25 protein-coding genes and 4 tRNA genes are annotated in these 24,389 nt (G+C 67.5%); 8 read left to right on the top strand and 21 right to left on the bottom strand.

Annotated features, from left to right (window positions below):
* Positions 1-172: 172 nt before the first annotated feature.
* The 8 genes from AC0AIB_RS16695 to AC0AIB_RS16660 form a co-directional block, all read right to left on the bottom strand.
* Positions 173-245, bottom strand: a tRNA-Trp gene (locus AC0AIB_RS16695).
* A gap of 127 nt (positions 246-372) precedes the next feature.
* Positions 373-765, bottom strand: a complete 393-nt coding sequence (locus AC0AIB_RS16690; protein WP_328342811.1) for a MaoC family dehydratase — start codon at positions 763-765, stop codon at positions 373-375.
* 1 nt (position 766) lies between these two features.
* Complete coding sequence (locus AC0AIB_RS16685; RefSeq protein ID WP_465097022.1) at positions 767-1,213, bottom strand: FAS1-like dehydratase domain-containing protein; 447 nt, start codon at positions 1,211-1,213, stop codon at positions 767-769.
* Positions 1,214-1,344: 131 nt separating this feature from the next.
* Entirely contained in the window at positions 1,345-1,512 is a 168-nt protein-coding gene (rpmG, locus tag AC0AIB_RS16680) for a 50S ribosomal protein L33 (RefSeq protein WP_091242082.1), read from the bottom strand.
* A 132-nt stretch (positions 1,513-1,644) separates the two neighbouring features.
* Positions 1,645-1,717 (bottom strand) — tRNA-Met (locus tag AC0AIB_RS16675).
* A 26-nt stretch (positions 1,718-1,743) separates the two neighbouring features.
* Positions 1,744-1,816, bottom strand: a tRNA-Thr gene (locus tag AC0AIB_RS16670).
* Positions 1,817-1,912: 96 nt separating this feature from the next.
* Positions 1,913-4,432 carry a putative bifunctional diguanylate cyclase/phosphodiesterase gene (locus tag AC0AIB_RS16665; RefSeq protein ID WP_465097021.1) on the bottom strand — a complete coding sequence of 840 codons (2,520 nt, stop codon included), beginning with the start codon at positions 4,430-4,432 and terminating at the stop codon, positions 1,913-1,915.
* A gap of 63 nt (positions 4,433-4,495) precedes the next feature.
* A complete protein-coding gene (locus AC0AIB_RS16660) occupies positions 4,496-4,642 on the bottom strand; it encodes a hypothetical protein (protein ID WP_328342805.1) in 147 nt (48 codons plus the stop codon).
* 480 nt (positions 4,643-5,122) lie between these two features.
* Here AC0AIB_RS16660 and AC0AIB_RS16655 point away from each other — a divergent pair, with 480 nt between their 5' ends.
* The gene (locus AC0AIB_RS16655) at positions 5,123-5,635 is read left to right on the top strand and encodes a GyrI-like domain-containing protein (protein ID WP_465097020.1); all 513 of its coding nucleotides are present in this window, start codon (positions 5,123-5,125) and stop codon (positions 5,633-5,635) included.
* A gap of 69 nt (positions 5,636-5,704) precedes the next feature.
* Positions 5,705-6,184: a hypothetical protein gene (locus tag AC0AIB_RS16650; RefSeq protein WP_465097019.1), complete on the top strand. Its 480-nt coding sequence runs from the start codon at positions 5,705-5,707 to the stop codon at positions 6,182-6,184.
* A 70-nt stretch (positions 6,185-6,254) separates the two neighbouring features.
* Here AC0AIB_RS16650 and AC0AIB_RS16645 read toward each other — a convergent pair whose 3' ends face one another.
* Genes AC0AIB_RS16645 through AC0AIB_RS16635 form a run of 3 tightly spaced genes read right to left on the bottom strand, consistent with a single transcriptional unit; the run spans position 6,255 to position 7,390 of the window.
* Positions 6,255-6,797, bottom strand: a complete 543-nt coding sequence (locus tag AC0AIB_RS16645) for a DapH/DapD/GlmU-related protein (RefSeq protein WP_465097018.1) — start codon at positions 6,795-6,797, stop codon at positions 6,255-6,257.
* Between the two features lie 52 nt (positions 6,798-6,849).
* Complete coding sequence (locus AC0AIB_RS16640) at positions 6,850-7,095, bottom strand: precorrin-4 C11-methyltransferase (RefSeq protein WP_465097017.1); 246 nt, start codon at positions 7,093-7,095, stop codon at positions 6,850-6,852.
* 58 nt (positions 7,096-7,153) lie between these two features.
* Positions 7,154-7,390 (bottom strand): hypothetical protein, encoded by a 237-nt coding sequence (locus AC0AIB_RS16635; protein WP_465097016.1) that lies wholly within the window; start codon positions 7,388-7,390, stop codon positions 7,154-7,156.
* 631 nt (positions 7,391-8,021) lie between these two features.
* Between AC0AIB_RS16635 and AC0AIB_RS16630 the strand changes: the two genes are divergently transcribed.
* From AC0AIB_RS16630 to AC0AIB_RS16620, 3 genes are all read left to right on the top strand, one after another.
* On the top strand, positions 8,022-8,804 hold the full coding sequence (locus AC0AIB_RS16630) for a GntR family transcriptional regulator (RefSeq protein WP_465097015.1): 783 nt from the start codon (positions 8,022-8,024) through the stop codon (positions 8,802-8,804).
* Entirely contained in the window at positions 8,794-9,696 is a 903-nt protein-coding gene (locus AC0AIB_RS16625; RefSeq protein ID WP_465097014.1) for a DMT family transporter, read from the top strand. Before AC0AIB_RS16630 ends, AC0AIB_RS16625 begins: the two co-directional genes overlap by 11 nt.
* A 374-nt stretch (positions 9,697-10,070) precedes the next feature.
* On the top strand, positions 10,071-10,718 hold the full coding sequence (locus tag AC0AIB_RS16620; RefSeq protein WP_465097013.1) for a GntR family transcriptional regulator: 648 nt from the start codon (positions 10,071-10,073) through the stop codon (positions 10,716-10,718).
* A gap of 571 nt (positions 10,719-11,289) precedes the next feature.
* Here the strand turns inward: AC0AIB_RS16620 and AC0AIB_RS16615 are convergent.
* The 7 genes from AC0AIB_RS16615 to AC0AIB_RS16585 all read right to left on the bottom strand — a co-directional run bounded on the left by AC0AIB_RS16615 (position 11,290) and on the right by AC0AIB_RS16585 (position 18,443).
* Positions 11,290-13,056 (bottom strand): AIPR family protein, encoded by a 1,767-nt coding sequence (locus tag AC0AIB_RS16615; protein ID WP_465097012.1) that lies wholly within the window; start codon positions 13,054-13,056, stop codon positions 11,290-11,292.
* A gap of 294 nt (positions 13,057-13,350) precedes the next feature.
* The gene (locus AC0AIB_RS16610) at positions 13,351-13,986 is read right to left on the bottom strand and encodes a GIY-YIG nuclease family protein (RefSeq protein ID WP_465097011.1); all 636 of its coding nucleotides are present in this window, start codon (positions 13,984-13,986) and stop codon (positions 13,351-13,353) included.
* An 81-nt stretch (positions 13,987-14,067) separates the two neighbouring features.
* Positions 14,068-14,553: a very short patch repair endonuclease gene (locus AC0AIB_RS16605; protein WP_465097010.1), complete on the bottom strand. Its 486-nt coding sequence runs from the start codon at positions 14,551-14,553 to the stop codon at positions 14,068-14,070.
* Positions 14,531-15,259, bottom strand: coding sequence for a GIY-YIG nuclease family protein (locus tag AC0AIB_RS16600; RefSeq protein WP_465097009.1), 729 nt, complete (start codon positions 15,257-15,259; stop codon positions 14,531-14,533). The genes AC0AIB_RS16605 and AC0AIB_RS16600 overlap by 23 nt, the downstream gene beginning before the upstream one ends.
* 40 nt (positions 15,260-15,299) lie before the next feature.
* Positions 15,300-16,439, bottom strand: coding sequence for a DNA cytosine methyltransferase (locus AC0AIB_RS16595; RefSeq protein WP_465097008.1), 1,140 nt, complete (start codon positions 16,437-16,439; stop codon positions 15,300-15,302).
* A gap of 182 nt (positions 16,440-16,621) precedes the next feature.
* A complete protein-coding gene (locus AC0AIB_RS16590; protein WP_465097007.1) occupies positions 16,622-17,590 on the bottom strand; it encodes an HNH endonuclease in 969 nt (322 codons plus the stop codon).
* Positions 17,591-18,359: 769 nt separating this feature from the next.
* Positions 18,360-18,443: transfer RNA gene (locus AC0AIB_RS16585), tRNA-Tyr, on the bottom strand.
* 148 nt (positions 18,444-18,591) lie between these two features.
* Between AC0AIB_RS16585 and AC0AIB_RS16580 the strand changes: the two genes are divergently transcribed.
* Both AC0AIB_RS16580 and AC0AIB_RS16575 read left to right on the top strand, forming a co-directional pair.
* Positions 18,592-19,086 (top strand): YajQ family cyclic di-GMP-binding protein, encoded by a 495-nt coding sequence (locus AC0AIB_RS16580; RefSeq protein ID WP_091242112.1) that lies wholly within the window; start codon positions 18,592-18,594, stop codon positions 19,084-19,086.
* Positions 19,087-19,524: 438 nt separating this feature from the next.
* Positions 19,525-19,797, top strand: coding sequence for a hypothetical protein (locus AC0AIB_RS16575; protein WP_465097026.1), 273 nt, complete (start codon positions 19,525-19,527; stop codon positions 19,795-19,797).
* A gap of 148 nt (positions 19,798-19,945) precedes the next feature.
* Here AC0AIB_RS16575 and AC0AIB_RS16570 read toward each other — a convergent pair whose 3' ends face one another.
* Both AC0AIB_RS16570 and AC0AIB_RS16565 read right to left on the bottom strand, forming a co-directional pair.
* Positions 19,946-20,248 (bottom strand): DUF7677 family protein, encoded by a 303-nt coding sequence (locus AC0AIB_RS16570; RefSeq protein WP_465097006.1) that lies wholly within the window; start codon positions 20,246-20,248, stop codon positions 19,946-19,948.
* A gap of 428 nt (positions 20,249-20,676) precedes the next feature.
* Positions 20,677-21,936 carry an MFS transporter gene (locus AC0AIB_RS16565; protein ID WP_465097005.1) on the bottom strand — a complete coding sequence of 420 codons (1,260 nt, stop codon included), beginning with the start codon at positions 21,934-21,936 and terminating at the stop codon, positions 20,677-20,679.
* A gap of 199 nt (positions 21,937-22,135) precedes the next feature.
* Here AC0AIB_RS16565 and AC0AIB_RS16560 point away from each other — a divergent pair, with 199 nt between their 5' ends.
* Entirely contained in the window at positions 22,136-23,356 is a 1,221-nt protein-coding gene (locus tag AC0AIB_RS16560) for an MFS transporter (RefSeq protein WP_465097004.1), read from the top strand.
* Between the two features lie 64 nt (positions 23,357-23,420).
* On the opposite strand, the gene htpX is transcribed toward AC0AIB_RS16560, so the two are convergent.
* A complete protein-coding gene (gene htpX, locus AC0AIB_RS16555; RefSeq protein WP_282268412.1) occupies positions 23,421-24,299 on the bottom strand; it encodes a zinc metalloprotease HtpX in 879 nt (292 codons plus the stop codon).
* Positions 24,300-24,389 lie beyond the last annotated feature (90 nt).

The following is a 24,389-nucleotide window of genomic DNA, read 5'->3' as shown; positions in this document are numbered from 1 at the left end:
TACGCGGCGCGTTGGTCACGCCGGCCGGACCAACCGTCCCGCGACGGGCCGCGGCCGGCGGACCGGACGAAGGGCCCCGAGTCGCCTCGGAACCACCCCGCCGATGCCACCACCACGGGCCGGACGCCGCCTTGCGGCGGCGCGACCCACGGGAACGGTCAGGCCTGAGGCGCAGGGGTGACAGGACTTGAACCTGCAGCCTGCGGTTTTGGAGACCGCTGCTCTGCCAATTGAGCTACACCCCTGTGCGGCAACGCTCGCCCCACCCGGCCTACACGGCCGAGCAGGGGTTACTTGCCCCACGGCGGACCAGTGTACGGGTACCGCCCCGACTTTCCCAACCGGTCCCGCCAGGTACGTTTCCGGAGGCTGTCAGCCAGCCGTCCGGACGGTCGCGCGGGCCTGCGAGAGGACCTTCTCGCCGCCGCACCGGGCTGTCACATCGAGCCTGGTCAACCCCGCCTCGGTGACCTCCTTGACCACCGCGTCGACGGTGATCTCGGTGCCCTCGTCGTCGTCCGGGACGACCACCGGCCGGGTGAACCGCACCCCGAAGTCGACCACCGCGTCGGGCGACCCGGCCCATTCGGCGACCGCCCGGCCGACCAGTGCCATGGTGAACATGCCGTGGGCGATCACCCCGGGCAGGCCCACCTTCGTGGCCGTCCGCTCGCTCCAGTGGATCGGGTTGAAGTCGCCCGAGGCGCCCGCGTAGCGGACCAGGTCCGCGCGGGTCACCCGGTACGTCCGGGTCGGCAGTTCCACGTCAGGACTCCCCACGTACGACGAGCTTGGACCAGACGGCGACCACCGGCTCGCCGGCCACGGTGGTCACGTCGGTGCGGGTGGTCAGGAAGGCGTGCCCACCCCGGTTGCTGATCTTCTCGATGGTGTTCACGCAGACCAGTTCGTCCCCCGCCACCACCGGCCGGGTGTACGCGAAGCGCTGGTCGCCGTGCACCACCCGGCTGTAGTCGACCCCGAGCGCCGGATCGTCGACGATCTGCTGGCTGGCGGCCATGGTGACCAGGACCGGGAAGGTGGGCGGGGCGACCACGTCCGGGTGGCCGAGGGCACGGCCCGCCGCCGGGTCGTGGTGGGCCGGGTCGGTGGCGCCGATGGCGGTGGCGAACTCGCGGATCTTTTCTCTGCCCACCTGGTAGGGGGCGGTCGGCGGATACGTCCGGCCGACGAAGGACGGGTCCAGGGACATGCCGCCGAACCTACACGGGACGCCGAAACGCCGACCCGTACGGGCAGGCGGCTCTCAGGCCGCGCCATCCGTGCGGATCGGCGTTCGGGTTCGTCGGTCGCGGACCGGGCCGGCGTGGTGCCGGCCGAGGGTCAGCGGGTCTCGCGGTGGGCGGTGTGCTTGCCGTCCCGGGGGCAGAACTTCTTCAGCTCGATGCGGTCCGGGTCGTTACGACGGTTCTTACGCGTGATGTAGTTGCGCTCCTTGCACTCCACACACGCCAGAGTGATCTTCGGCCGGACATCGGTCGCCTTCGCCACGGCGGAGTGCCTTCCTCGCTACGGATATCAACTACAGCGCATCAGCCTACGCGGACGATGCCTGGACATGCAAAGTGGGCGCCAGTGGCGCCCGTCCCACCGACCGCCGGGGATGAGCCCGGAGGACGAGAGTAGCGGTGGCCGGACTTGAACCGGCGACACAGCGATTATGAGCCGCTTGCTCTGCCATCTGAGCTACACCGCCGCAGGCGGGTCCAGCCGGACCCTCTGAGCCCCCTTACGGAATCGAACCGTAGACCTTCTCCTTACCATGGAGACGCTCTGCCGACTGAGCTAAGGGGGCCTACCCGATCACCCCGGAGGGCGTCGCGCAGGGGATACATTACACGGCACCGCGCCAGGGGTGAAACCGGATCCCCGGGTGCCACATCGGCCCTGCTCAGGGCACCGCGCGGAGCCTGGGAAGGGCGCCCGGCTCGGTCGCCTCCTGGTCCACCCGGGCACCGAACCAGGCCTCCAGCCGCTCGTACGGCAGCGGCCTGCTGAACAGGAAGCCCTGCCCGATCTCGCAGCCGATGTCCTGGAGCAACTCCAGGGTCAGCTCGCTCTCCACCCCCTCGGCCACCACCGCCAGGCCGAACTGCTGGGAGAGCGTCACCACCGCGTTCACGATCGCCAGGTCGCCCGGGTCGGTCGCCATCCCCTGCACGAACGACCTGTCCACCTTCACCTCGTGCACAGGCAGCCGGCGCAGCTGGGCCAGCGACGAGTTGCCGGTGCCGAAGTCGTCCACCGAGAGCCGGACCCCGAGATCCCGCAGCCGGCGCAGGGTGGGGATCGGCCGCTCGGTGCCGTCCAGCACCGCGGCCTCCGGGATCTCGACGGTCAGCAGGTGCGGCGGGACGCCGTACTCGGTGAGCAGCTCGCCGACCCGGTCCGGGAAGTTCCTGTCGGTCAGCGAGCGGGCGGCGATGTTGACCGACACCGCCAGCGGCTGCCCGGTGTGGCTCCAGTCCCGGCTGCGCCGCAGCCCCTCGCGGAGCACGAACTCGGTGAGCCGGCCCAACTGCCCGGTGTGCTCGGCCACCGCGACGAAGTCCTCCGGGGAGACCGTGCCGTGCGCCGGGTGCTCCCAGCGGGCCAGGCACTCCACCCCGAGCAGCCGGCGGTCCCGCAGGGTCACCTTCGGCTGGAAGTAGACCTCCAACTCGCCCTCGTCGAGGGCGCGGCGCAGGTCGCCGGCGAGCCCGAGCCGGCGCAGCGACCGCGACTCCAGCGCCGGGTTGAACAGCTGCACGCTGCCGGGCACCGCCTTGGCCGCGGTGGCCGCCAGGTCGACCCGCTGCATGAGTACGGCGGCGTCACTGCCGTGATCCGGGTGCACCGCCACCCCGACCGCGCTGTCCACGTCGAGGGTGAGCGCGTCGAAGACCATCTCGTCGCGGATCTGCTCCCGCAACTGGGCGGCCAGCTCCAGGGCCGCCTCGGCGTTCTCCAGCCGCAGCGTCACCAGGAACTCGTCGCCACCGGCCCGGCCCACCAGGGCGGACGACGGGGCGCAGGCGCGCAGCCGCTCGGCCACCTCGACGAGGACCTTGTCCCCCGCCGCATGCCCCAACGACTCGTTGACCTGGCGCAGCCCGTCCACGTCGAAGAGCAGCACGGCGACCACCTCGCCGGGCGCGCGAATCTTGACCGCCTCGGCCAGCGCCGCGGTGATCCGTCGCCGGTTGGGCAGCTTGGTCAGCGCGTCGTGGTAAGCGTCGTGCCGCAGCCTGTCGACCAGTCGGGAATTCTCCAGGGCGACGGCGGCGTGCGCGGCCACGGTCTCGAAGACGGGGATGTCGCTGGGGGTGAAGTGGCCGATGTCGCTGAGCCGGTTGGTGACCTCCAGGGTGCCGATCACCGCCTGGCCGGAGCGCAGCGGCACCACGATCGCGTCCTTGACCTGCTTGGCGCCCACCTCGCGGCGCAGCGCGGTGTCGTCGCCGAGCAGCCGACCGATGGACAGTGTCTTGCCCAGCTCCCGGGCCTGTTCCCGGAAGACCGTCGGGGTGGGTGCGAAGTCGAGCAGGCCCGGGGTGTCCACCCGGGCGGTCAGCAGCACCTCGGGGTGCCGCCGCTGGGCGGGCAGCCAGAGGGTGGCGTACTCGGCCTGCATCAGGCCCCGCACCCGGTCCAGGAGGATGTCGGCGAGCGCGCCCTCGGCGCTCGTGGAGAGCAGCCGGGTCAGGTCGTACATGCCGGTGAGGGTGCGGTGCTGCCGGAAGAACTGGGAGTACGACCGGTAGACCTGGAACAGCGCCGCGAACAGCGCCGCCAGCAGCAGCACCGACCACCAGGTGGTCTTCAACGCGATCAGGACGAGCAGGCCGACCGAGGCGTTGATGGAGGTGGTGAGGAAGACCGAAGGCGCGGTACGCAGCGCCTCCCGACCGGCCTGCCAACCCTGCAACAGCACGTGCACCCCGGCCACCGAGAGCAGGCTGACCAGGGTGATGGTGTTGACCGCCAGGAAGAGGATGCCCCAGGTGCCCGGCCCGACCCCCTCCAGCGGGGGCAGGGCGAGCAGGAGCAGCCCGGCCAGCGAGGTGGCCGCCGCCGCCTTGGCCACGTTGAACCACAACTTGGCCGGCGCGAAGCGGTGCGACGCGCTCCAGATCAGCACGGAGAGCGTGTAGATCAACACCACCGTCAGCGGCGGCAGGAAGAAGAGCGCGACGACGAGGGGCACCTCGGTCAACGTCACTCCGACCGACTGACGCCGGACGATGACGTTGAGAACCGGGATGCTGATCCCCGTCATCGCCACGAATATCAGAAACGCCAGGCCCCAATCCCGGAATTCGGGGCGCAGGACACCGATCGCGGTGCTGAAGACGATGGCCAACAGGGCCAGGGGTGCGGTGATGAACCAGGCGCGTTCGGTGGACTTACGCCGCTGATCTCGGCTGGCCATCCGCCACCCTCTCCCTGAGAGACGTCGCCCCCAGGGCACCGGGAGCGGGGACGACGCGGGGGCTTAGCGCGCGCTGCCCATGGTCCAGACGACGTCGGCCATCTGCGCACCGCTGTCGGCGGCGCGGATGCCGGTGACGGCAAGTCCACCCAGGATGGTGGCGAGCACGAGGAGCGAGCCAAACAGCCGGCCCAGCCTTCGACCAGACATGATTGCTCCTGTCGAGTGAGTGTTCACGGGGGATGGTGGAGGTTCCACGATCGTGCCACACCTCGGGTACCCAGAAAAGCGGGAAGAGCGGCGCTGGTCCGAGCAGCGGGCAGGTTCCGCCGTTCGGCCCACCGCCGTCACCTCCCCGTGCCAGATCAGCGGCACCAGGACGGGTAACAGCCTCCACGAATCGCTCAATGTCACTATCGACGCAAACCCGATCTTTAACGGCGCGGAGCCGCTCCCCGGGCGGCAGGGCGACCCTCGGACCCGAGGGTCGCGACGACTGCTCCCGGAACCGTCACATCGATCACCATAGCTCATTTCGCCGGGTACGGAAGCGGCCTGTCGGGAGTCGACGGACTCCGCACCAGATCAACGACAAAACAGTCGTACGGTGGCGAGCTGCCGCTAGCAGGTGAAACACCTCTCAGAAGAGCCCGACCCCCGATTGTCGTACCGCAATGGTGTCGTGAATCCATGACATCGCATCCGCCGGTGACGCCGGTGATCGAGGAACGCCCGGCCCAGCCGTACGTGGGGATCAGACGCACGGTGACCATGGAGACCATCGGCGACTTCGCCGGCACCATGTCCGACATGACCACCTGGCTGGCCGCGCAGGGGGTCACCGGGCCCGGCCCGGCCTTCCTGCGGTACCACGTGATCGACATGGCGCGGGAGCTGGAGGTCGAGGCGGGCGTGCCGGTGCCGGCCGACGCGCAGATCGCGGTGGAGGCGCCGATGCGTGCAGGCGTGCTCCCCGCCGGCCGCTACCTCACCACCACCCACGTCGGCGATCCCGACGAGCTGGTGGCGGTGACCGGGGCGTTCCTGGCGTGGGCGGCGCGCAACGGGTTGCGCTGGGACGCCAGCGACAGCGAGGCGGGCGAGCGCTGGGGCTGCCGGCTGGAGATCTACCACAGCGGCCCGGACGACGACCCGGACCGGAGCACATGGAAGACGCAACTGGCGTTCCGCCTGGCGGATTGACGAGGAGGGCTGTTTTCTGAGGTGGGTGTCGGCAGGGAGACCGTGGGATAGCTGGGGTGGTTTGAGGGTATGTCGGGGGTTATGGCAGGTCAGGATGGGGCGGTGGATGTGGAGCACGCGCGGCCGGCGGGGGTCGACGACGCGACGGTCGAGGCGTTGGGCAAGTTGAGTGAGGCGTTGGAGACGATCCACCGGGTGCGCGGGCATCTCTACTCGGCACACCAGCTCGTCGGCGGCGCGGATCTCACCCTGGACCAGGTGGTGACGCTGCTGCGCGGGGCCGGGCACGACGAGGTCGCCGACCGGGTCGAACACGAGCTGTTGGGGCGCAACCTGCTGCCCGGCCGGTGGACGTTCCAGATCGTGGAGGAGTTCGACGACGGCTACTACGCCACGTTCCAGGAGATCGAGCGGGACGCGCGGGAGAAGTTGGCAGGCGGCCGGCGGCACATCTACGAGGCGGAGATGAAGCAGCGGCGGCGTACCCACGGGATGCCCGGCCACGAGGCCACGCCGGAGTCGGCGCGACCCGGCCGGGACGGGCGCTGACCGACCCAGCGTCGCCGGGACACGCGACCGGCCCGCCCCCGACGCGGCGACGCCGGGGTCGGGCCGGGGGTCACCACTGGCGGCGTACCGTCGCTTTGGGGCCGGTGACCAGGGTGGCGGGCGGGACGTCGTCGGCGACCACCGCGCCGGCCGCCACCACGGCGTCGCGGCCGATGCGGACGCCGGGGAGGATCGTCGCGCCGGCCCCGATCCACACGTTCTCGGCCACGTCGATGGGCGCACCGGTCAGCCACTCCCGCCGCTCCTGCGGATCGACCGGGTGACCGCCGGTGATGAAGGTGACCCTCGGGCCGACCAGCACGCCCTCGGCGAGCCGGATGCCGGCGTAATCCAGGAACGTGCAGTTCTGGTTGACGAACACCCGCTCCGCGAGTTCCAGGCGCAGGCCGTGGTCGGTGTAGAAGGGCGGGTAGATGGTGACCCTCGGCGGCAGGGGCCGGCCGAAGATCTGCGCGAACAACTCCGCTTTGCCTGCTTCGTCGTCAAACGGGAGGTTGTTCAGCCGGGAAGTGAGCTGGGTGACCCGCAGGACCCTCGCCGCCATCGCCTGGAACTCGGGGCTGTGGATACGCAGGAAACGGTCGTCGGACATCCCGCGATCCTCGCCGACGCCGCCGCCCCGGGGCGCTGCGGGCCACCGCCGCTCACCGCCGCTCCCCCGCCCGCCCCGGCGGGCCGACCGGTGCCCGCATCAGCCGCCGCGCCTGGGTCAACTCCTCGATGAGCCGGTCGACCTGCCCGCTCGACAGCAGCACGGCCTGGGTGCCGCCGTACCGGGTGGCGTCCAGCTTGATCGACGGTTCGCGCCTGATGAACCGGTCGACGAGCAGTTGCAGGTTCACCCAGCCGGTCCGCTCCCGCCCCACGGTGGCGAGGAACCCCCTGTGCATCGGATCGTTCGGCCCACACCCCCGACACCACGCCGGGCAGACCACCGGCCGAGCCCCCTCACTCATCGCCGTCCCCCTGCCGGCCGGCGTGGTCCCGGTCCCCGTCGTCCTGCTCGGCGTGGTCCTGGCCCGCGTCGTCCTGCTCGGTCGCCTCGGTCAGCAGGCCGCGAAGCTGCTCGGCCAGCTCGGTGGCCTGGGGCAGCGACAACTCGGCCCAGGCGTTGCCGGCCCGGCCCGCCACGTGCACACCGACGAGCGGCACGCCCGGGACCGCCGCGCTGATCAGGTAGGTCATGACGAGGCCACTCGCCCGAGTCCCACCGACCCGGAGCATCGGGCCGCGATGCCGGCGGGCCATGTGCGGCATCACCGGCGGCGCGAGGAATCCGCAGCGCTCGGGGGTACACCACCGCGGGTGGGTGGTGACTGCGGATTTTCCGGTACGCGTCATCGCGGCCACCGCCCACCGTTGCCCCGACGCGCCTGGCCCACCGTCAGCAGCGGGGCGCACCGCAGCGTGGGCAGCTCCCGGGTGGCCCCGACCGACCACCACGGCGCGGGGAGGGCAGAACCGCCGGGCGGGCTGGTCGGGGTAGGCCTGCGGCCGGGCGGGGCGCTGTGGCGGCCGGGTCGCGACGGTGAACGCCTTCGGGACCGCCAAGACGAGAACCAGCCACATCGACGATGAGTGCCAGACATCACACCTCCACAGGTAACCGGGGACCGATGACCCCGGGTTGTTCGCCGCCGCCGCACTGGCCAGGCCGACTTCAGGCTGCCGAATCCAGAAGCCCGCTCCTGACAGACGGACCTGGATCAACTGGCTTGAACCAGTACTGGCTTAAGCCAGCTTCAGGGAAGGCCATCGTCCTGTCAATAGCTGGCTTGAGCCAGTTGCGCTAACCTGGGTGCCACCTTGAGGAGTGGTGATCCAGTTGAGTGAGCAACAGGAGCGGCAGCCGCCGAGCCGCCGCATCGCCGAGGAGCTACGAGCCGCCATCGTGCGCGGTGACCTCGGGGACGGCGACCAGCTACCTTCCGAACGCGAACTGGCGTCCAGGTACGCCACCGCCCGCAACACCGCCCGGGAGGCGTTGGGCATCTTGCAGGCCGAGGGCCTTGCCCAGGCGCAGCAAGGTCGAGGCGTGTTCGTACGCCTGCGGCGTCCGCTGGTGAGGATGGGTCGGGACCGGTACTCCCGCCGCGCACGGAACGAAACCGGGCTCTCGCCGTTCCGGATCGAGGTGGAGCGGCAGGGGCGCAGCCCGCACACCGAGTGCCGATCAGTGACCACCGTCGAGCCGCCCGCCGAAGTCGCCCACCGGTTGGGGCTCGACGCCGGTCAGGAGGTCGTCCGACGGGAGAACTGGTACTTCGCCGACGACGAACCCATGCAGGTCGGGGTGACCTATATCCCGGCGGGGATTGTCGAGGGGTCGCCGCTGGCGAGCGAGAAGAAACTCGGCCGGGGCAGCATCTACCAACGGTTCGAGGATCTGGGCTACCCGATCGCGCGGATCCGCGAGGAGGTCAGTGCCCGGATGCCGACACCGGAAGAGGTGAGGGCGCTCTCGATACCGCCGGGCGTGCCCGTGATCGAACTGCTGCACACCAGTCTCGATGGTGATGAACGAGCCTTCGAGGTGACCCGCTTCGTCATGCGCGCCGACGTGAATGGCCTCGACTACGAGATGCCTGTTGAAGACTGACCGCCCGCACATCAGCCGGGCAGGCATCGCCCGGGTGGCCGCTCTCGCCCTGCTGTGGGGCTCCGGCTTCCTCTGGATCAAGCTCGCGTTGCGGGGCTTCAACCCGGTGCAGATCGTGTTCGCCCGGCTCCTGCTCGGCTTCCTGATCCTGACCCCGATCGCCCTGGCCCGGGGACTTCGCTTTCCGAGGCAAGGCCGGCTCTGGGGTCACCTGTTCGTTGCCGCCCTGGTCGCCAACGCCGTGCCGTACCTGTTGTTCGGCATCGCTGAGGAGACGATCGGGTCGAACGTGGCCGGGGTGCTCAACGCGACCACGCCGCTGTGGACACTGCTCCTGGCGTTCCTCGTCGGCGTCGACCGGGCCGTCACCATGAAGAAGGCCGCCGGGTTCGCCCTCGGGTTCCTCGGCGTCGTGGTCATCTTCTCGCCGTGGGAATCCGCGAGTGAGATCGCCAGTTGGGGCGGGCTCACCTGCCTCGCCGCAGCCGCCAGCTATGGGCTCGGCTACGTCTACATGGGTCGGTTCCTGACCGGGCGCGGAATCCCGCCGCTCATGCTGTCGGCGGCTCAACTCGGCGCGGCTACCGTGCTACTTGTTCCGGCGCTGCCGTTCGCCGGGCTGGAACCGCCGGAGTGGCGGCTCGACGCGGTGGTGAGCCTGCTCGTACTCGGGGTGCTCGGCACCGGGGCCGCCTACGTCCTGAACTACCGCATCATCGACGACGAGGGGCCGACTGCCGCTTCGGTAGTTACCTACCTGCTGCCCGTCGTCGCCGTGCTCCTCGGCTGGGTCATCCTCCGCGAAGCCATCACGACCGCGATCGTGGCGGGTATCGCCTTGGTCCTTGCCGGAGTCATCCTGACCCGGAAACGTTCAACCGAAGTCGGGTAACCCGCACTTCACATCGATCAGTAATCCTCGTACTCGGGTGGTTCGGATGGCCGACCCAGCCTGATAGTCACCGATTCGAAGCCGGCCACCGACGCCACCCGCCGGATCGGATCACCGCCCCTGAGCCGTGTAGAGGACGCTGATGCAGGTCGTCATGGCAACCAGCCCGGCCAAGCCCGACCAGCCCAACGAAGACTTCACCGGTGCCGTACCGAATGCCGTCGTCCTGCTCGACGGTGCCGGCCTATCCGGCACCACATCGTACTCGGGTGGTTCGGATGGCCGACCCAGCCTGATAGTCACCGATTCGAAGCCGGCCACCGACGCCACCCGCCGGATCGGATCACCGCCCCTGAGCCGTGTAGAGGACGCTGATGCAGGTCGTCATGGCAACCAGCCCGGCCAAGCCCGACCAGCCCAACGAAGACTTCACCGGTGCCGTACCGAATGCCGTCGTCCTGCTCGACGGTGCCGGCCTATCCGGCACCACATCGACCTGCCTCCACGGCGTCGCCTGGTACACCCGCCGGCTCGGCGGGGCGCTGCTCGGCCAACTGGCGGCCGACGACGGCCAGGACCTCACCACCATCCACGGTCAGGCGATCGCGCAGGTTACCGACGAGCACCGGGATCGCGCCATCGCCGACGAGTTGAGGGAGCGCGTCGAGAGCGGCGCCATCCCGCCAGGCTCCCTCTTGCCAACCGAGAGCGCGCTCACCGCCGAGTTCCGGGCAAGTCGCGGGACAATCCGCCAGGCCATTTCAGTCTTGCGGGATGAACGCTTGGTCGCTACCGAACACGGCCGCGGCACCTACGCGAATCCCCAAAGACACAAGGAAGGCCCCGGCGAGGGCCCCGAGACGAAGACACGAGAGCGCCAAGTCCCAGCGGACCCAGAGCTTGCTGCCCTTTTTGCTGTCGAGGTGGGTACTGCCCTGACCGAACACCAGAGCGTCACTCGAAGAAATGGGGCCGTCGAGGCAATCGTTAGGGCCTACCGCCTACTGCAAGCCAAGCAGTAGGGTCCGTGCGGACTTCAATAGCCCTTCAAGGCAGGCCGCAACGGGCCGCACGCGCCGCCAGGGCGCGCGCCGACCGCTGCCGGGAAACCTCACGCTCTACGGCCGTCACGTCTGATTGCACAGCGTTGGCGCGGAAAGTTGGGCAGCCCGGAGTGCCGGCGCAGAACGATAGGCCGTCGGCGGTAGTGGTGGGTCGGCGGCCGGCCGGGCCACGAGCCCGCGCCGGCGCACGGGAGCGCCGCCGGCTGAGTCGGCAAACTGACGGCGGTCCCGGGGTTGCGGCTACTGCGCCTCCGGCGGGGCGCTCCGGCTCTAGGATGGCCGGGCTCCGCCGGCGGGTCACGGTCCGTGGGTGGTTGCGGTAGGCCATCCCGCCTGCCGTCGAACCGGGCGGGCCGAGCAGACTACACCCGACCCGCCATTGTCCAAATCTGTGCCAAGGCTCTTCATGGATAACATGGCGGGCCGGGGCGGCGGGCCGCTCCCCAAGGAGGGCGGGTGAGAGCCAGATGGGATGGCATCTGGGCATGTCCATAGTACAAGCGCCAGGGAAGCCTATCCGGCGATAGGATCACCGAAGCCTGATGGACGTAGATGGGCTAGTCAGCAGCGAAAAGTACTCGTCCCGGAAGTCCGCATTCTTAAAGACGGCATCACGGGCCATCCCGGAGTGCGTCTGTTGAAACGAATTCGCGGCCGCGGCGAGTATCGTCAAGGCCTTGATGAGGGAAGCCTTCTTCGGCGACCCAATAAGCCGATGATAGTTTGTCCCGAATCGCAGGTTGCTGGGGTCTTTGATGCGAAGTCGAGTAATTGCGTACCCCGCCAAGACATAGAACCGCGTGTTCGTAAACTCGTCAAGGATTTGCTTTGCACCGTCGCTCTTGAGGAAATCGTCCACTTGCGAAAGCAACTCGATGGCCGCTAGGTATGCGTCTAGGTCTAGCGACTCGGGGAAGATGCTTTCATATCCGCCCCTTCGAGACAGCATGGTAGAGGGTCGAGCCCTGGCCACGTCGGGCTGAGTAAGAAGCAGGGTGATTAGGGCTTGCGCTAGCAAGCCCATTGTAACGCGCCGCCTAGCGGGCATTCCCTGGTTTTTGTATCGATTCTTTCGGCGTTCGTAGTACCAGTTGTGAACCTTCAAAAACTTTTCAATTTCTCGTTGTCGTGGCTGTGTGGCGAACAGCGCGGGCCCGGGAACCTGAGTCTGCCGGTTTGTTCCTGCGATGATGCGGTCACGAATCTCTTCGTCCGTAGATGCAATGACGCGGACAACTATGCCGTTTTGGAGACGGTCGGGGTGGAGCGTATTTTCCCGATCGGCCCTATCGAGAACGTACGAGGTCTGAAGTCCGTTCACTATCAGTGGACGAGAAATCGTAAGCGTTTGCTGAGGACTATCCACCTGATCACCGATAACGGTCACGCCATTATTGAGCCACCAAAAATCCACGTCATCAGGACCGGCCAACGTCTGCCCAATGGCTTCGTTAACGAGGTTATCGCCTTCAAAGTCCCGGACGTTGTAGTCGAAAAGCTCTTCCCTCAGAGCATGCGTCTTCTTGTCCCTAATGAATTCGAGGTAGTCGGAGATGCTTGCAACTCCGACAAACGATCCCCGCTCACGGATCAGGTTCCTGAACACCAGAGTGGCTGGCTCACTGTAGTCTGTGCCGGCCAAGACGTAGAGCCCCCTGATCCCTACGTGCTCGGCGATTACTTCTGCGCCCGTAGTGAGCAAGGATTCGACGAGCAGGCGGACTTGGTCACCCTTCGCCGAGATGCTTGAAGTAAGGTTGGGCTCCGGTGCCTTCGTGACGTAAACCAATCGGAACACAACCTTGGGAAACTTCGACCCTAGCGACCGGACCGCCTTCCGCAAGATGCCCGTGCGCTCAACTACGGCGGGCTTGAAGATCTTTTCAAGCTCCGCGTCCTTTGCGCCGGAGTCCAAGAGCTTGGCTAGTGAACTAAGCAGGTGTTCCCACACGGACTCCTCCCACTTGTTCTTATTCTTGGCCTGAATAAGGAAAACCGTAAGTTCGGGGTGCGGTGCCAAACTCCTGAGCGAGGAGTCTCCGGGAATCAGAAATGGGCTGTCCGGGCTGAGCAGTATGCCATTCAAAAAGACAAACAGGCTATCGATACCGCCGTCGCCTCCCCCGTCCACGATCCCCGCGGAAAGCTCGTCGGAGGAAAGGTCTCTCGGCTTTAGCACCTGAATGACGGCGTACTTTTCGAATACATCGTCGACGTCTTCTCCAGGATACTCTGTCTCGCAAAACTCCTGAAAATGCGAATCTACGACCAACCTGTCAGCGTTCGATGGTGCCATCTCATATCTCCGCATGTCTAGACCAGGGCTAGCAGGACCTGGCGGAGCTGCCTGAGCCTGCCCGGCTCCACCCTCTAGGGTTCGGCCAGGACCATCCTTTCAGGACATGGCCCGAAACGGGAGCCCCGAATTTGCGCGCCACAGGCAGGGCTAGCTCGGGCCGTCAGTGTAGGAAGGCTGCACCCGAGCACGAGGGGCCTGCCAGCGGACGCACGCGGTGAGCATCCGTCAGTCATCCTCGGACGGCCTTTGCAGTCGCACACCGGCCACGCGCAGCGTGCCTCTGCGTTGATGTCAGTCCTCCTTGACGTCCGTCGGTTCTCCCGGCCGAGCCTCGACGAAGTTCAGCTCGACGAGCCGCCGATGCGTGAGCCACTCAAGGCGCTGCGTTTGAAGGTGAAGAGTGCGTCGGAGGCCCTCACCGCGGAGCTGCCGCTCGCTAACCAATTGGGCAAGCCTTCCGACATGCGCCGCCCTACGAGCGATTCGAACGTCCGGATGCTTTCGGTCTTCCCACAACTCATCTGGGATGATTCTCCCTCTGACACTTTGTGGGAGCTTTAACGGTGCAAATTTGTGCGGCACTGCCTCATTGAGAACAGCATCGAACCTTGACTCGCGCTTCAACTTGTAGTAAACGGCCGCTTCATAGGGCCTCATGGCTCGGGTTCTTTCGGCAGCATTGGAGGAAATATTCGCTATTTCGGGAGTTGTCCATACTTCAACTTCAGCCACCTCGAACGGGTCCAATACAAATTTGGCGACAGGGTCGGAGCGCTGCCCCGTAAGGTGCCGGCCTACGCGGTCTTTGACGTTTGCAACAGTCTGGCCAACGTAGATCGGCTCGCCGTCGAAATCATAGAACCCGTAGACGGCTGCGTTAGCCTGTCCGATGCTCCACCCGGGTTGGTTCGGATCAGGAGAGCGCATGAACTCGTCATACTTAGCCCTGATGAGGCGCGTTGCTCGGGGTGGGACCGGGCGGGGGGCTCTTTTTGGCAACTCAGACTCCTAGTCCTGGCTTCTGGGCACAGCCGCATGACTCACTGCCTGTCTGATTGCATCTACAGCCTCAGGAAGAGGCACATGCTCCCAAATCCGCACTACAGTCCAACCGGCGCTGCGTAGTGATTCGTTCACGGCCGCGTCTCGGGTCCGGTTTCGAGCAAGCTTTTCTCGCCAATAGCCTGATGGGTCGGACGGCATGCGACCGTGCTGGGGGCATCCATGCCAGAAGCAACCGTCTACAAATACGGCGATTTTGCGACGCGTAAAGACGATGTCCGGCCGCACATGTCGTCCCGGTGCGCTGATGCGGATGCCTACGCGATAGCGCATCCCTTCGGCGAAGAGCGCTCGCCGTAGTGCAAGTTCCGGCCCAGTGTCTTTACTTCGGTTCGCCTTCATGGTCTTACTAGCGGATGATGGCGGCGGCGCTGGCGGAAGTCTTCTTGCTGCTCCTTGCGCCTTTACTTTAGGTGCCCGAGAAGAGGTCATCAGGCTCCTCCACCACACCCTCAGCACCCTCGTTATCGATGGCACCGCCTAACGCCTCATAGCGCTTCCTGGCCAAGGCGTTCAGTCGCTCAGTTTGGGTTACAAGAGTCCGGCGCAATCCTGGTGACACCTTGCGCTCGCTAATGTTCTTGGCTAGTAGCGAGATGGTCTGAGCGCGCCGAGCGATCCGCACGTCGGGGTGGCTGCGGTCGGGAAAGATCTCGTCAGGGACGATAATGCGGGTGACTGGTTCTGGCAGCTCCTGAAGCGGGCCTGCCGGAATATCTCCTTCGTTGAGGATCGCACCGAAGGCGCTAGCCCTAAGCAGCTGCCGATAGACGGTGTACTCGTATGGGTCTAGCGCTGCCTTCCGCTCCCTAGCCGGCATATCTCCGATGTGTGGAAGCGACCACATGGAGATGGTGCGCACCTCGAAGGGGTCTAAGACGTATTTGGCTACAGCGTCGGAGCGTTGGCCAGTCAGATGCCGGCCCAATCGCACGCTGAACCCTTCGGCGGTTTGGCCTACGTAGATCGGCTCGCCGTCGTAATCGTAAAAAGCGTAGATGCCCGCTTTAGCCTGCCCGATGGCCTGGCTAGGGCGCTCAGGATCCCTTGCCCTGAGGGCTTGAGCGATCGCCTCGCGGATCGCTTGGACCTCGCGTGGGAGGACGGTCGTAGCCAGCTCGATCTGGCGCGGCAACATGGCTGCCTCCGAGTCAACGTAGAGCGATGACCCGGTGAGGCTACTCCGCGACCCCCGTGCTGTCTGGCCTCAGGGCCGGCACTAGGTAGTGGTTGCCGATCCACTCGATGACGTCTACGACGACGGCGTCGCCGAACCCAAAAAGTTGCTGGTTTGGCGTACCCGCGACGAGCTTGTAGTCATGGGCACCCATGAGGTTGGCGTACTCCCGGGGGGTCATCCATCGGATCGCCTTGCTGCCCCTTCCCAGGCGAACCAGAGCCTGCTTGCTTGACCCACCGCCCGTGGTCCGTAGGCACCCAGCGATGCCGTCCTTGCGAAGCTCCCACACTGAGACGCCCTGACGAGTACGTCGATAGGCAGTCCGGTACGTGATGACGTCGCCTGCAAGAAGAGCGTCAAAGCGAGCCTTCTGCACAATGCTCAACGACTTGAGGAAGGCTTCCACCCGATCGTTGCCCCACCACAAGTCAGGGCTGACCTCCGTCTCCACGAAGCCATCCAGGTCCGGCGGACCTTCGGGCAAGGCTGGGAGGTCGATATAGTGCATATCCAGTGTTTGGCGATGCTTTTCGTGGATAGCCCGGACCCAGGCGGGGCGCGCATCAGTGATCGGTGGGACGCCATGCCGGGCTTGGCTTGGAAGCTTCTCCTCCTGGATGCCGACGATGAACATCCGTGGCCGAGACTGCGGCACGAAGTGCCGAGCATCGATCGCGAGCACATCCAAGGAGTAGCCGAGCTTCGACAGGCGAGCCAGTGCGGCCGCGAGATCCTCGCCCCCGTGGCTAGTGGCGAATCCATGAACGTTCTCAAGGAGGATCACCGACGGCGGGGAAGACATGGCCTCTAAGATCTCGGCGAACTCCCAGAACATCCCCGACTGATCGCCGACCAGGCCGCGCCTGTTACCGGCGAGTGAGAGATCGATGCATGGGAAGCTGCTCGTCGCGAGCTCAATGCCCTCGGGGAGGTCCGCAGCCTTGACGATGCGGATGTCACGGACCTTGAAGTGCTCCTCCGCGTCAGGGAAGTTGGCGGCGTAGGCGTCGTACTTGGCCTGCTTGATGTCGTTGGCCCACACAACCTGCACCTGAGCGCCCTTCACACGCTCAAGGGCGGTTCGGACCAGTCCGATACCAGCAAAGAACTCCGCCGCCCTGATGGGCGCGTTCTCCATGCTTCCTCCTTCGCCCATCATCGGTGCAGCCTATAGGCGCGCTGGTGGGTCTCCCCAGGCATGACACTCATCTGTGATGATTCGATCATCCGTACGACTCGCAGTAACGGCGTAGTTGCTGATGGCAGGTCGACTGCGCGCCGACCGACTCGCCGGAGCGGTGATGACCGCAGCGCCGAACGCTAGAGGGCTGCCCGTCCGACGACGAGGGTCTTCAGTGCTTCAACCGTCAGCCACGGGTTGCCGCGATGCACCATCCGGTGGCAGTTGGAGCAGATCAACGCCAGGTCGCGGAGCCGCGTATCTGTCTCGCCGGTGACGTGCAGGGGGGTGCGGTGGTGGCACTCGATGTAGTCGCGTCCCCGGTCGCCGTAGACTCGCTCGAAGTCAAATCCACATACCTCGCACACGATCGGTAGGCCGCGGCGCTTTACATCGGCGAGCTTCCTACGGCGAAGCTTGGGGTCGCGCTCCCGTCGGAGGTGGGCGCGCAGCACTACTCCCCCCTCACGCACCGACGTCTCTTCCACGTCGGGATCCGTCACTGGCTCTCCGCCCAAACCTTCGCGGAGTAGCTCCCGGATCCGGCCCGCCAACGCACGCATCTCCTGCGGGTTGGCGCGGAACTCCTCGCGTACCAGCTTGTCAAGCTGGTTGCCGTTGCTGCTGTCGGCCACGATGTTGTAGGTCTTCAAGGCGACGCCGGCATGGTTGCGAAAGTCCGGGTTGCGGCGGCCGCGGTGAATCCCTGTGCTCTGCAACAGTTCAGAAAGGGCCTTGACACGCTCGTCGGTAGCGTCGAGTTGGTGCCAGCCGTTGGCTTCAACCAGCTCACAGACAAGAATAATCTCGTCGCGAGTCCAGTCAGGGTTTGGCAGAAAGGCAACAGTGAAGCCGAGCGCTTCCAGCCGTTGGGCGATAGTCTTGTCGCCGCCTCTGAGTTTGGTCAGTCCCCAAGATGTTGTTCCCGTGCTGACGCCATGTGCATAGCCGATGACCGGTTTGGAGTCGTAGAGGCGTCCCTCGTAGTCAAGGTAGTAAGCCCGTGCACGGCCGAAGCCCGTCACCTTGAGAAACCGTTCGCGGCCAAGGCGGTCGAACTCCTTGATGGCGGCGAGGACACCGGCGCGAGTCACTTCGGTGAGAGTCATATGGACGACGTTAGAACGAGGCTGCGACATTCTGGCATGCCCTCCGAGCGCCCAAGCTAGGGCTGGCCCGTTGTCTAGCTCGTGGATCCGTCCGATTGGAGGTGATCGGCGCGTCGCCGGAGGGGTTCGGGGAAAGACTGGCGGCACTAGCCGTGGTCATCCGGGACACCATGGACCGGGTAGGACAGGGCAGGGTAGGTTTCTTATTGCCGATTTGCTCTGTTCTGGATCAAGGTGCCGCGCTCACGCGGCGCGGGGCGGTAACCCGGCCGGCGGCAAGCCGCCCCCGGCCGCCTATGGCACCCGGGGCGGAGAGCGACGTGGTGCAGCGCTGGGGCGACAAGTCGCTGCTGGTGCTGCCCACCGACTACCGCCGGACCGCCGCCCCGAGTCTGTTGAACCGGCCGGCGACACGATCACGGCCAGGCGGTACGGAAGCCGAACCGGTCGGCCTTGTCGACGATCAGGGCTTCCGACTGCCGCGCCAGTCCAACCCCGGGACTGGCTTGCCCCGGCCCCTCTCTCGCAGCCCGGCGACACCTCACCGCGGACCCCTCAGCCGATCGCTACACGCGCGGACTCCGCCAGACCGGGACGGGCCACCAACCCCAGCGTTCGCAGCCCCAGAAGAGCTCTCAGCGGACAAGATCGACCCGCCCACCATCTGCCCACAACCAGTCGTCAACGGCTGGACTCAGCCGGACTCCGCTAGATCAAGGACAACGGCCCCCGATCAGCATTCCTGCTGGTCAGGGGCCGCATCTGCGCCTGGTGGCGGGTAGAGGATTCGAACCTCTGTAGCTTTCGCGACGGATTTACAGTCCGCTCCCATTGGCCGCTCGGGCAACCCGCCAGGGCACACCACCGCGCCGTAACGCGGCAGCGGAGCAAGGATAGCGGTCGCCCCCGGGGGCGTGGCAACCGGGTACCGTCAGAGGGTCGTGGGGCTGGTCAGCGCCGCGACGACCCTGACACACCGCCGGACAAGCAGGAGCATCAGCATGGCAGCGAACCCGTCGTTCGACATCGTGAGCAAGGTCGACCGGCAGGAGGTCGACAACGCCCTTCGCCAGACGGAGAAGGAGCTTGCCCAGCGGTTCGACTTCCGTGGCACCGGCGCCGAGATCTCCTGGTCGGGAGAGGAGGCGATCAGCCTCCAGGCGGAGACCGAGGAGCGGGTCGCCGCCGCGCTAGACGTGTTCAAGGAGAAGCTGGTCAAGCGGAACATCTCGCTGAAGTCCCTGGACGCGGGTGACCCCCGGTCCTCGGGCAAGATCTTCAAGATCGACGCCAAGGTGATCCAGGGCATCGAGTCCGAGAAGGCCAAGGCGATCAGCAAGAAGATCCGCGACGAGGGCCCGAAGGGCGTCCAGGCGCAGATCCAGGGCGACCAGCTCCGGGTGACCGGCAAGAAGAAGGACGACCTCCAGGCCGTCATCACCCTGCTCAAGGGCGAGGATTTCGGGGTGGCCCTCCAGTTCACCAACTACAGGTAGCCAAGCCCTGGCCGGCCTGGTAACCGGGCCAGCCACGCCCTGTAACTGGGCAAACGTCGTCACCAGTGGTCGTCGTTGGTCGCTCATGATCGGCCTCCGACGGCCTGGCCCGGTCCCGTCGACCCACCCGCGACCTCCCGCGTTCCAACCCCTCGCCTTGTAGGTTCTGGGCGGTCTCGTCCGGGCGCAGCCACACACGTCTCTGACGTCGGGCGCTGATCCGTAGCTCTACGCTGCCCGTCTCCGGCGCCCAGCCCGGTTGCTGTCACCACTGCTGTCGACAGCAACCGGGCCCCCTCCCCTCGCATCGCCCGGTAGAGGAACACGGGGGTTTCGGGTTGTGGCCACCGTGATGCCGACGCTGGCTCATGTTCACCCCTGCATCGGGCACGTCATCGAGGGCAAGCGTCGTCCGGGTGAGAGGCTGAGTACGTGGGGATGAACAAGGAGACAGCAGGGCGGCTCGCCGATGCACGTCTGACTGAATGGCAACGCGTCAGCTATGGCGGGTGGCGCGCGATGCTCGACGACAAGGACGTACGCCAGTTCGTCGGCGAGGATGGCAAGCAGTACAGCGTGGTCAGCTACGCCCTCGATGGCGGCGATGGGCGTATCCGCATGGTGGTCGCTGTGGATGACGGGGGCTGGTCGGCGTTCGTTCCGCTGGTGCGCGACGAGATCATGCTGCCGGATGGCGCGTTCGTCGAATGAACTCTTCGGTGTGAAGGAACGATCACGGTCGCCTGACCTGCTGTTGATGAGCCTACGAGCTGCGCGAACGATCCCTGACCGTCCGTGGTTGTCCCTCAGCGTTCACCCGGTAGTCACCCAGTTCGACCCCCTCGCACTTGCGTTCCTTCTACACCAGTTCGGTTTCCCAATCTTCGAATGGCGGATCGACGATGTAGCTCGGGTCGCAGTACCGGCGCACGTATTGAGCTGCCCGGCACATGGCTTCTCCTGCGTTGGTAACGCTGCCGTCAGGCTGCACGTCGAGCACGTTTGTAAAGATCGCGAAGACTTGTTCGAGTGGCGACCCGAACTGCACGAGGGCTGGCCTGTAGTCGATGCCGTCGAGAAGCTCGACATCGAGGGTGCCGTTCGCGATGTAGAACGCGAAGTACCGACAGGCCGACCGCACGTCCTCGGGGAGTTGGCTCACGCTGGGCATCTTGGCAGACTCGTTGACGCACCCATACGACTTACCACCGCGACTATCCCGTCTGCCGTCGACCGCCCTCTGGGGAGCGGGCCAGCCCGACCCGCCAGCGCCTGTACGAGCCGTCAAGGTCCGCTTGACGTGGCGGGCCGGGCGGCCGTGCCGACTCCGGCTTCACCCTGCGCACCTACACCCATCTCATCAGCGCGAGAAGATCAACAGCAGCACCACGGTCAGGATCGCGCTGACAAGGATCGAGCCGAGACAGCCCATCCGGTTCGAGAAGAAGAGGAACATGCGCCGCCGGTTACCCCGGTTGCCGGGTTCCACGCGCCGAGCGGTCGCCCCTGGACGGGACGGCCGCTCGGCGCGCGTACCGGATCGGGCGGTGCGCTACGGCGTACCCCGGCAAGCGGTGACGGGCGCGCGGATCAGACGGTGACGGGGTGTTCGGTGCAGGTGGCGGCGGCCTCGGCGCGGGCGATCGGGCCGCCGGGCAGCGCCGCGACGCCGGCCCCGACGCCGACGGCTGCGGCGGCGAAGAGGAACGCCCAGGGCACCCCGCCGGTGTGGTCGACGATCAGGCCGGCGACCGCGCCGCCGGCCGCGCTCGCCGCCACCGACACGGTCACCACCCAGGTGTACGCCTCGTTCAGCATGCCCGTCGGGGTGATCCGTCCGACCAGGGTGTTCTCCAGGGTCAGCGCGGGGGCGATGGTGGCCCCGCCGATCACCAGGGCGACGCCGAGCGACACCGGGCCGGGCATCACCGCGAAGAGCGCCAGGGTGCCGGCCACCGCCGCGAGCAGCCAGGCGAACTGTCGGGTCATGTTGGCCGCCGGGCGGCGTACCCCGAACCAGAAACCACCCACGGCGCTGCCCGCCCCCCAGACGGCGAGCAGCACGCCGGCCAGGCTCTGCGGGTCGTCGGTGGGCTGGTTGCCGGCGAACGCCGGCACGATCACCCCGGCCGCGCCGAAGGCGATGCCGAGGCCCGCCACGCAGACCAGCAGCGCCGGGAAGCCACCCACCCGCAGCGGGCCGAGACCCCGGGCGTGGTGCTCGCGGGCGTGCGGTCGCCAGGCGCGCATCACCCGGCCCAGCGCCACCCCGGCGGTGCCGACCAGGGTCGCCACGGCCGCGCCGACCAGGGCGGCGGCGGCATCCGCCAGCAGGACGAAGCCGGCCACCAGCAGCGGGCCGATGACGAAGACGACCTCGAACAGCGACGTCTCGGCGGCCAACGCGGTGTTGCGCAGTTGGTAGCGGCCGGTCGCCGGGGCGGTCAGGTCGTTCCAGGCCCCCCGGATGGCGGCGGTCAGCGGCGGGTAGGTGGCCCCGGCCACCCCGGCGGCCAGGTAGATCAGGCGCAGGTCGGTGCCGTCGGCGCGGCTCGCCCCGAGCAGCCCGAACAGGGCCAGCGGGTGGGCCACGGCGGTGACCAGCAGCACCGGGGTGGGGCCGACCCGGTCGGCCAGCCGGCCGGCGACCGGGCTGAGCGCGGCACCGGAGAGCGCGTAGATGCCGCCGGCCACGGCGGCGAGCGAGTACCGGCCGGTGACCTGCTCCACGACCAGCAGCAACGCCAGCGGGGTCATCCCGATGCCGAGCCGGCCGACGACACCGAGGAGCAGCAGCAGCGGCGCCCCGGGAATCCGCCAGACGCCCAGGTACTGGCGCAGTGCGGCCACGGTGCACCCCCAAGGAGACGATCAGGTAACGAGTCAGAACCCTGTAGACCCTAACGCCGCAGGTCGCTCCGGGAATGGTCGATTCACTCACACCCCGGGCCGCTGACCCGGTGGCGGCGAGAGGGTAACTTGCTGATCGAACCAGATGGATGTGCCCTACAGGTTCATTCCGACGCCGCAGGGAGGTACGGCCGAGCTGATGACCGACGCCGACGCACGGCTCGCGCCGCCCCCCGGCTACCGGGCCCTGTTCCGCCACCCGGTGGCCTCCCGCCTGGTCACCGCCCGGGGCATCTCCGAGCTGGGCGACTTCGTCGGGCTGGCCGCGCTGCTGCTGCTCGCGTACGACCAGACGCAGTCGGTCCTCGGGCCCGCCGCCGTGTACGCCGCCCGCGCCCTGCCGGCCCTGCTTGTCGCCACGGTGTTCAGCGGCTGGCTGGACGTGCCGGCCCGCCGTACCCTGCTGGTCTGGCTCTCGGTGGCCGGCGCGGTGCTGATCGCGGTCCCCCTGGCGGTGCCCGAGCCGGTGCCGGCGATCGTCGCGGCGGGGCTGCTCGGCGCGGTCCGGGCCGCCTACTCCAGCGTCAACGTGGCGGTCGCCGCCGAGGCGGTGGACGCCACGCTGCGGCTGCCGCTGTTCGGCCTGTCCGCGTTCGCCAACCAGGCCGGGCAGGTGATCGGCCTGGTCGCCGGGGCGAGCATCACCGTGGCGCTCGGCCCCCGGGTGGCGCTCCTGATCGACCTGGTCTCGTTCCTGGTCGCGGCGATGGTGCTGGCCGGGCTGCCGACCGGGCAGCAGCGGCGGCGCGGTCAGCGCCCACCTGCCACCGCCGGCATCCGGACCATCGCCGGGCACCCGGTGCTGCGCGGCGTCGCCCTGCTCACCCTCGGCACGGTGCTCTCCGGCGCACTGCCCGAGACCCTCGCCCCGAACCTCGCCGGTGGGGCCTGGCGGCCGGTGGTGCTGGCCTCGTCGGCGCTGGGCGGGGCGATCTTCGTGCTGGCGCTGGGGCGCGGCACCTGGCTGGGCCGGTTGACCGGGCAGGTCGCCGTGGCCGCCGCCCTGGCCGGGGCGCTGCTGCTGGCCGCCCTCCTGGTCGCCGTGCACGCCCCGGTCTGGGCGCTGGCCTGCGCCAACGCGCTGATCGGCGCGGGCGGCGGCTGGCTGATCGGCGCGCAGGCCACCTTTGCCCGGCTGGCCCCGGTGGAACGGATGGGGCAGGTGGAGGCCACCATCGTGGCCGCCAACATCGTCGTCGGCGGCTGCGGGATCTTCCTGCTCGGGTCGGCCGCCGCGCTGTTCGGGCCCGCCGTGGCGTACCTGCTGGCCGGGGTGCTGCTGCTGGTCGTGGTGCTGCTGACCCGCCCCGACCGGTTGCCGGCCGACACCGGCCCGCAGCCGACCGGCTCTCCCCGCTGACACCAGACGACCGCGCCCGCGTCCGGGGCGGACGCGGGCGCGGTCAGTGTCGCTCGGGATCGGGTCAGCGCTGGAACTGCACCGGCCCGGCGTTGCGGGCCATCTGCTCCAGCCGGGCCACCCGCTCCTCCATCCTGGGGTGGGTGGAGAAGAGCGCGGCGATGCCGCCACCCCGCTTGAACGGGTTGTCGATCATCAGGTGGGCGGTGCTGGTCAGCTGGCCCTGGGCGGGCAGCGGTCGGGCCTGGGTGCCCAGATGGATCTTGCGCAGGGCGCTGGCCAGTGCCAACGGGTCCCGGGTGAGCTGCGCGCCCGAGGCGTCCGCCTGGAACTCCCGGCTCCGGCTGATCGCCAACTGGATCACGGTGGCCGCGATCGGGCCGAGGATGATGGTGAGCAGCAACACCGCCGGGTTCGGGCCGTCCTCGTCGTTGCTCCCGCCCAGCGGGATGAAGAACGCCAGATTCGCCAGCATGGTGATGATGCCGGCCAGACCGGCCGCCACGCTGGAGATCAGGATGTCCCGGTTGTAGACGTGCGACAGCTCGTGGCCGATCACCCCGCGCAGCTCGCGGTAGTCGAGGATCTCGGTGATCCCGTGGGTGACGCAGACCGCCGCGTTGGCCGGGTTACGACCCGTCGCGAACGCGTTGGGCTGCGCGGTGGGGCTGACGTAGAGCCGGGGCATCGGCTGCCCGGCCTCGGTGGCCAGCTCGCGGACCATCCGGTACAGCTCGGGGAACTGGGCCTCGCTGACCGGTTGCGCCTTCATCGAGCGCAACGCCAGCTTGTCGGAGAAGAAATAGGTCACACCGTTCATCAGCAACGAGACGACGACGGCGATGACGAGGCCGCCGCTCCCGCCGAACCAGTAGCCGACCGCGAGGATCAGCGAGGTCAGCAGGCCCAGCAGCGCTGCGGTCTTCAGACGGTTGTGATGCACGATCGCTCCTTCGGTGCGCGGGTCGCGCGGGACCCGCTGACCGGTACAACGTCACCGGTACCCGTCAACCATCCAGCTCATGACTGGCAG

It is taken from the genome of Micromonospora sp. DSM 43699, from assembly GCF_055517075.1.
The sequence above is the reverse complement of the archived record's forward strand: the minus strand, read 5'-3'. Positions and strand labels throughout refer to the sequence as shown.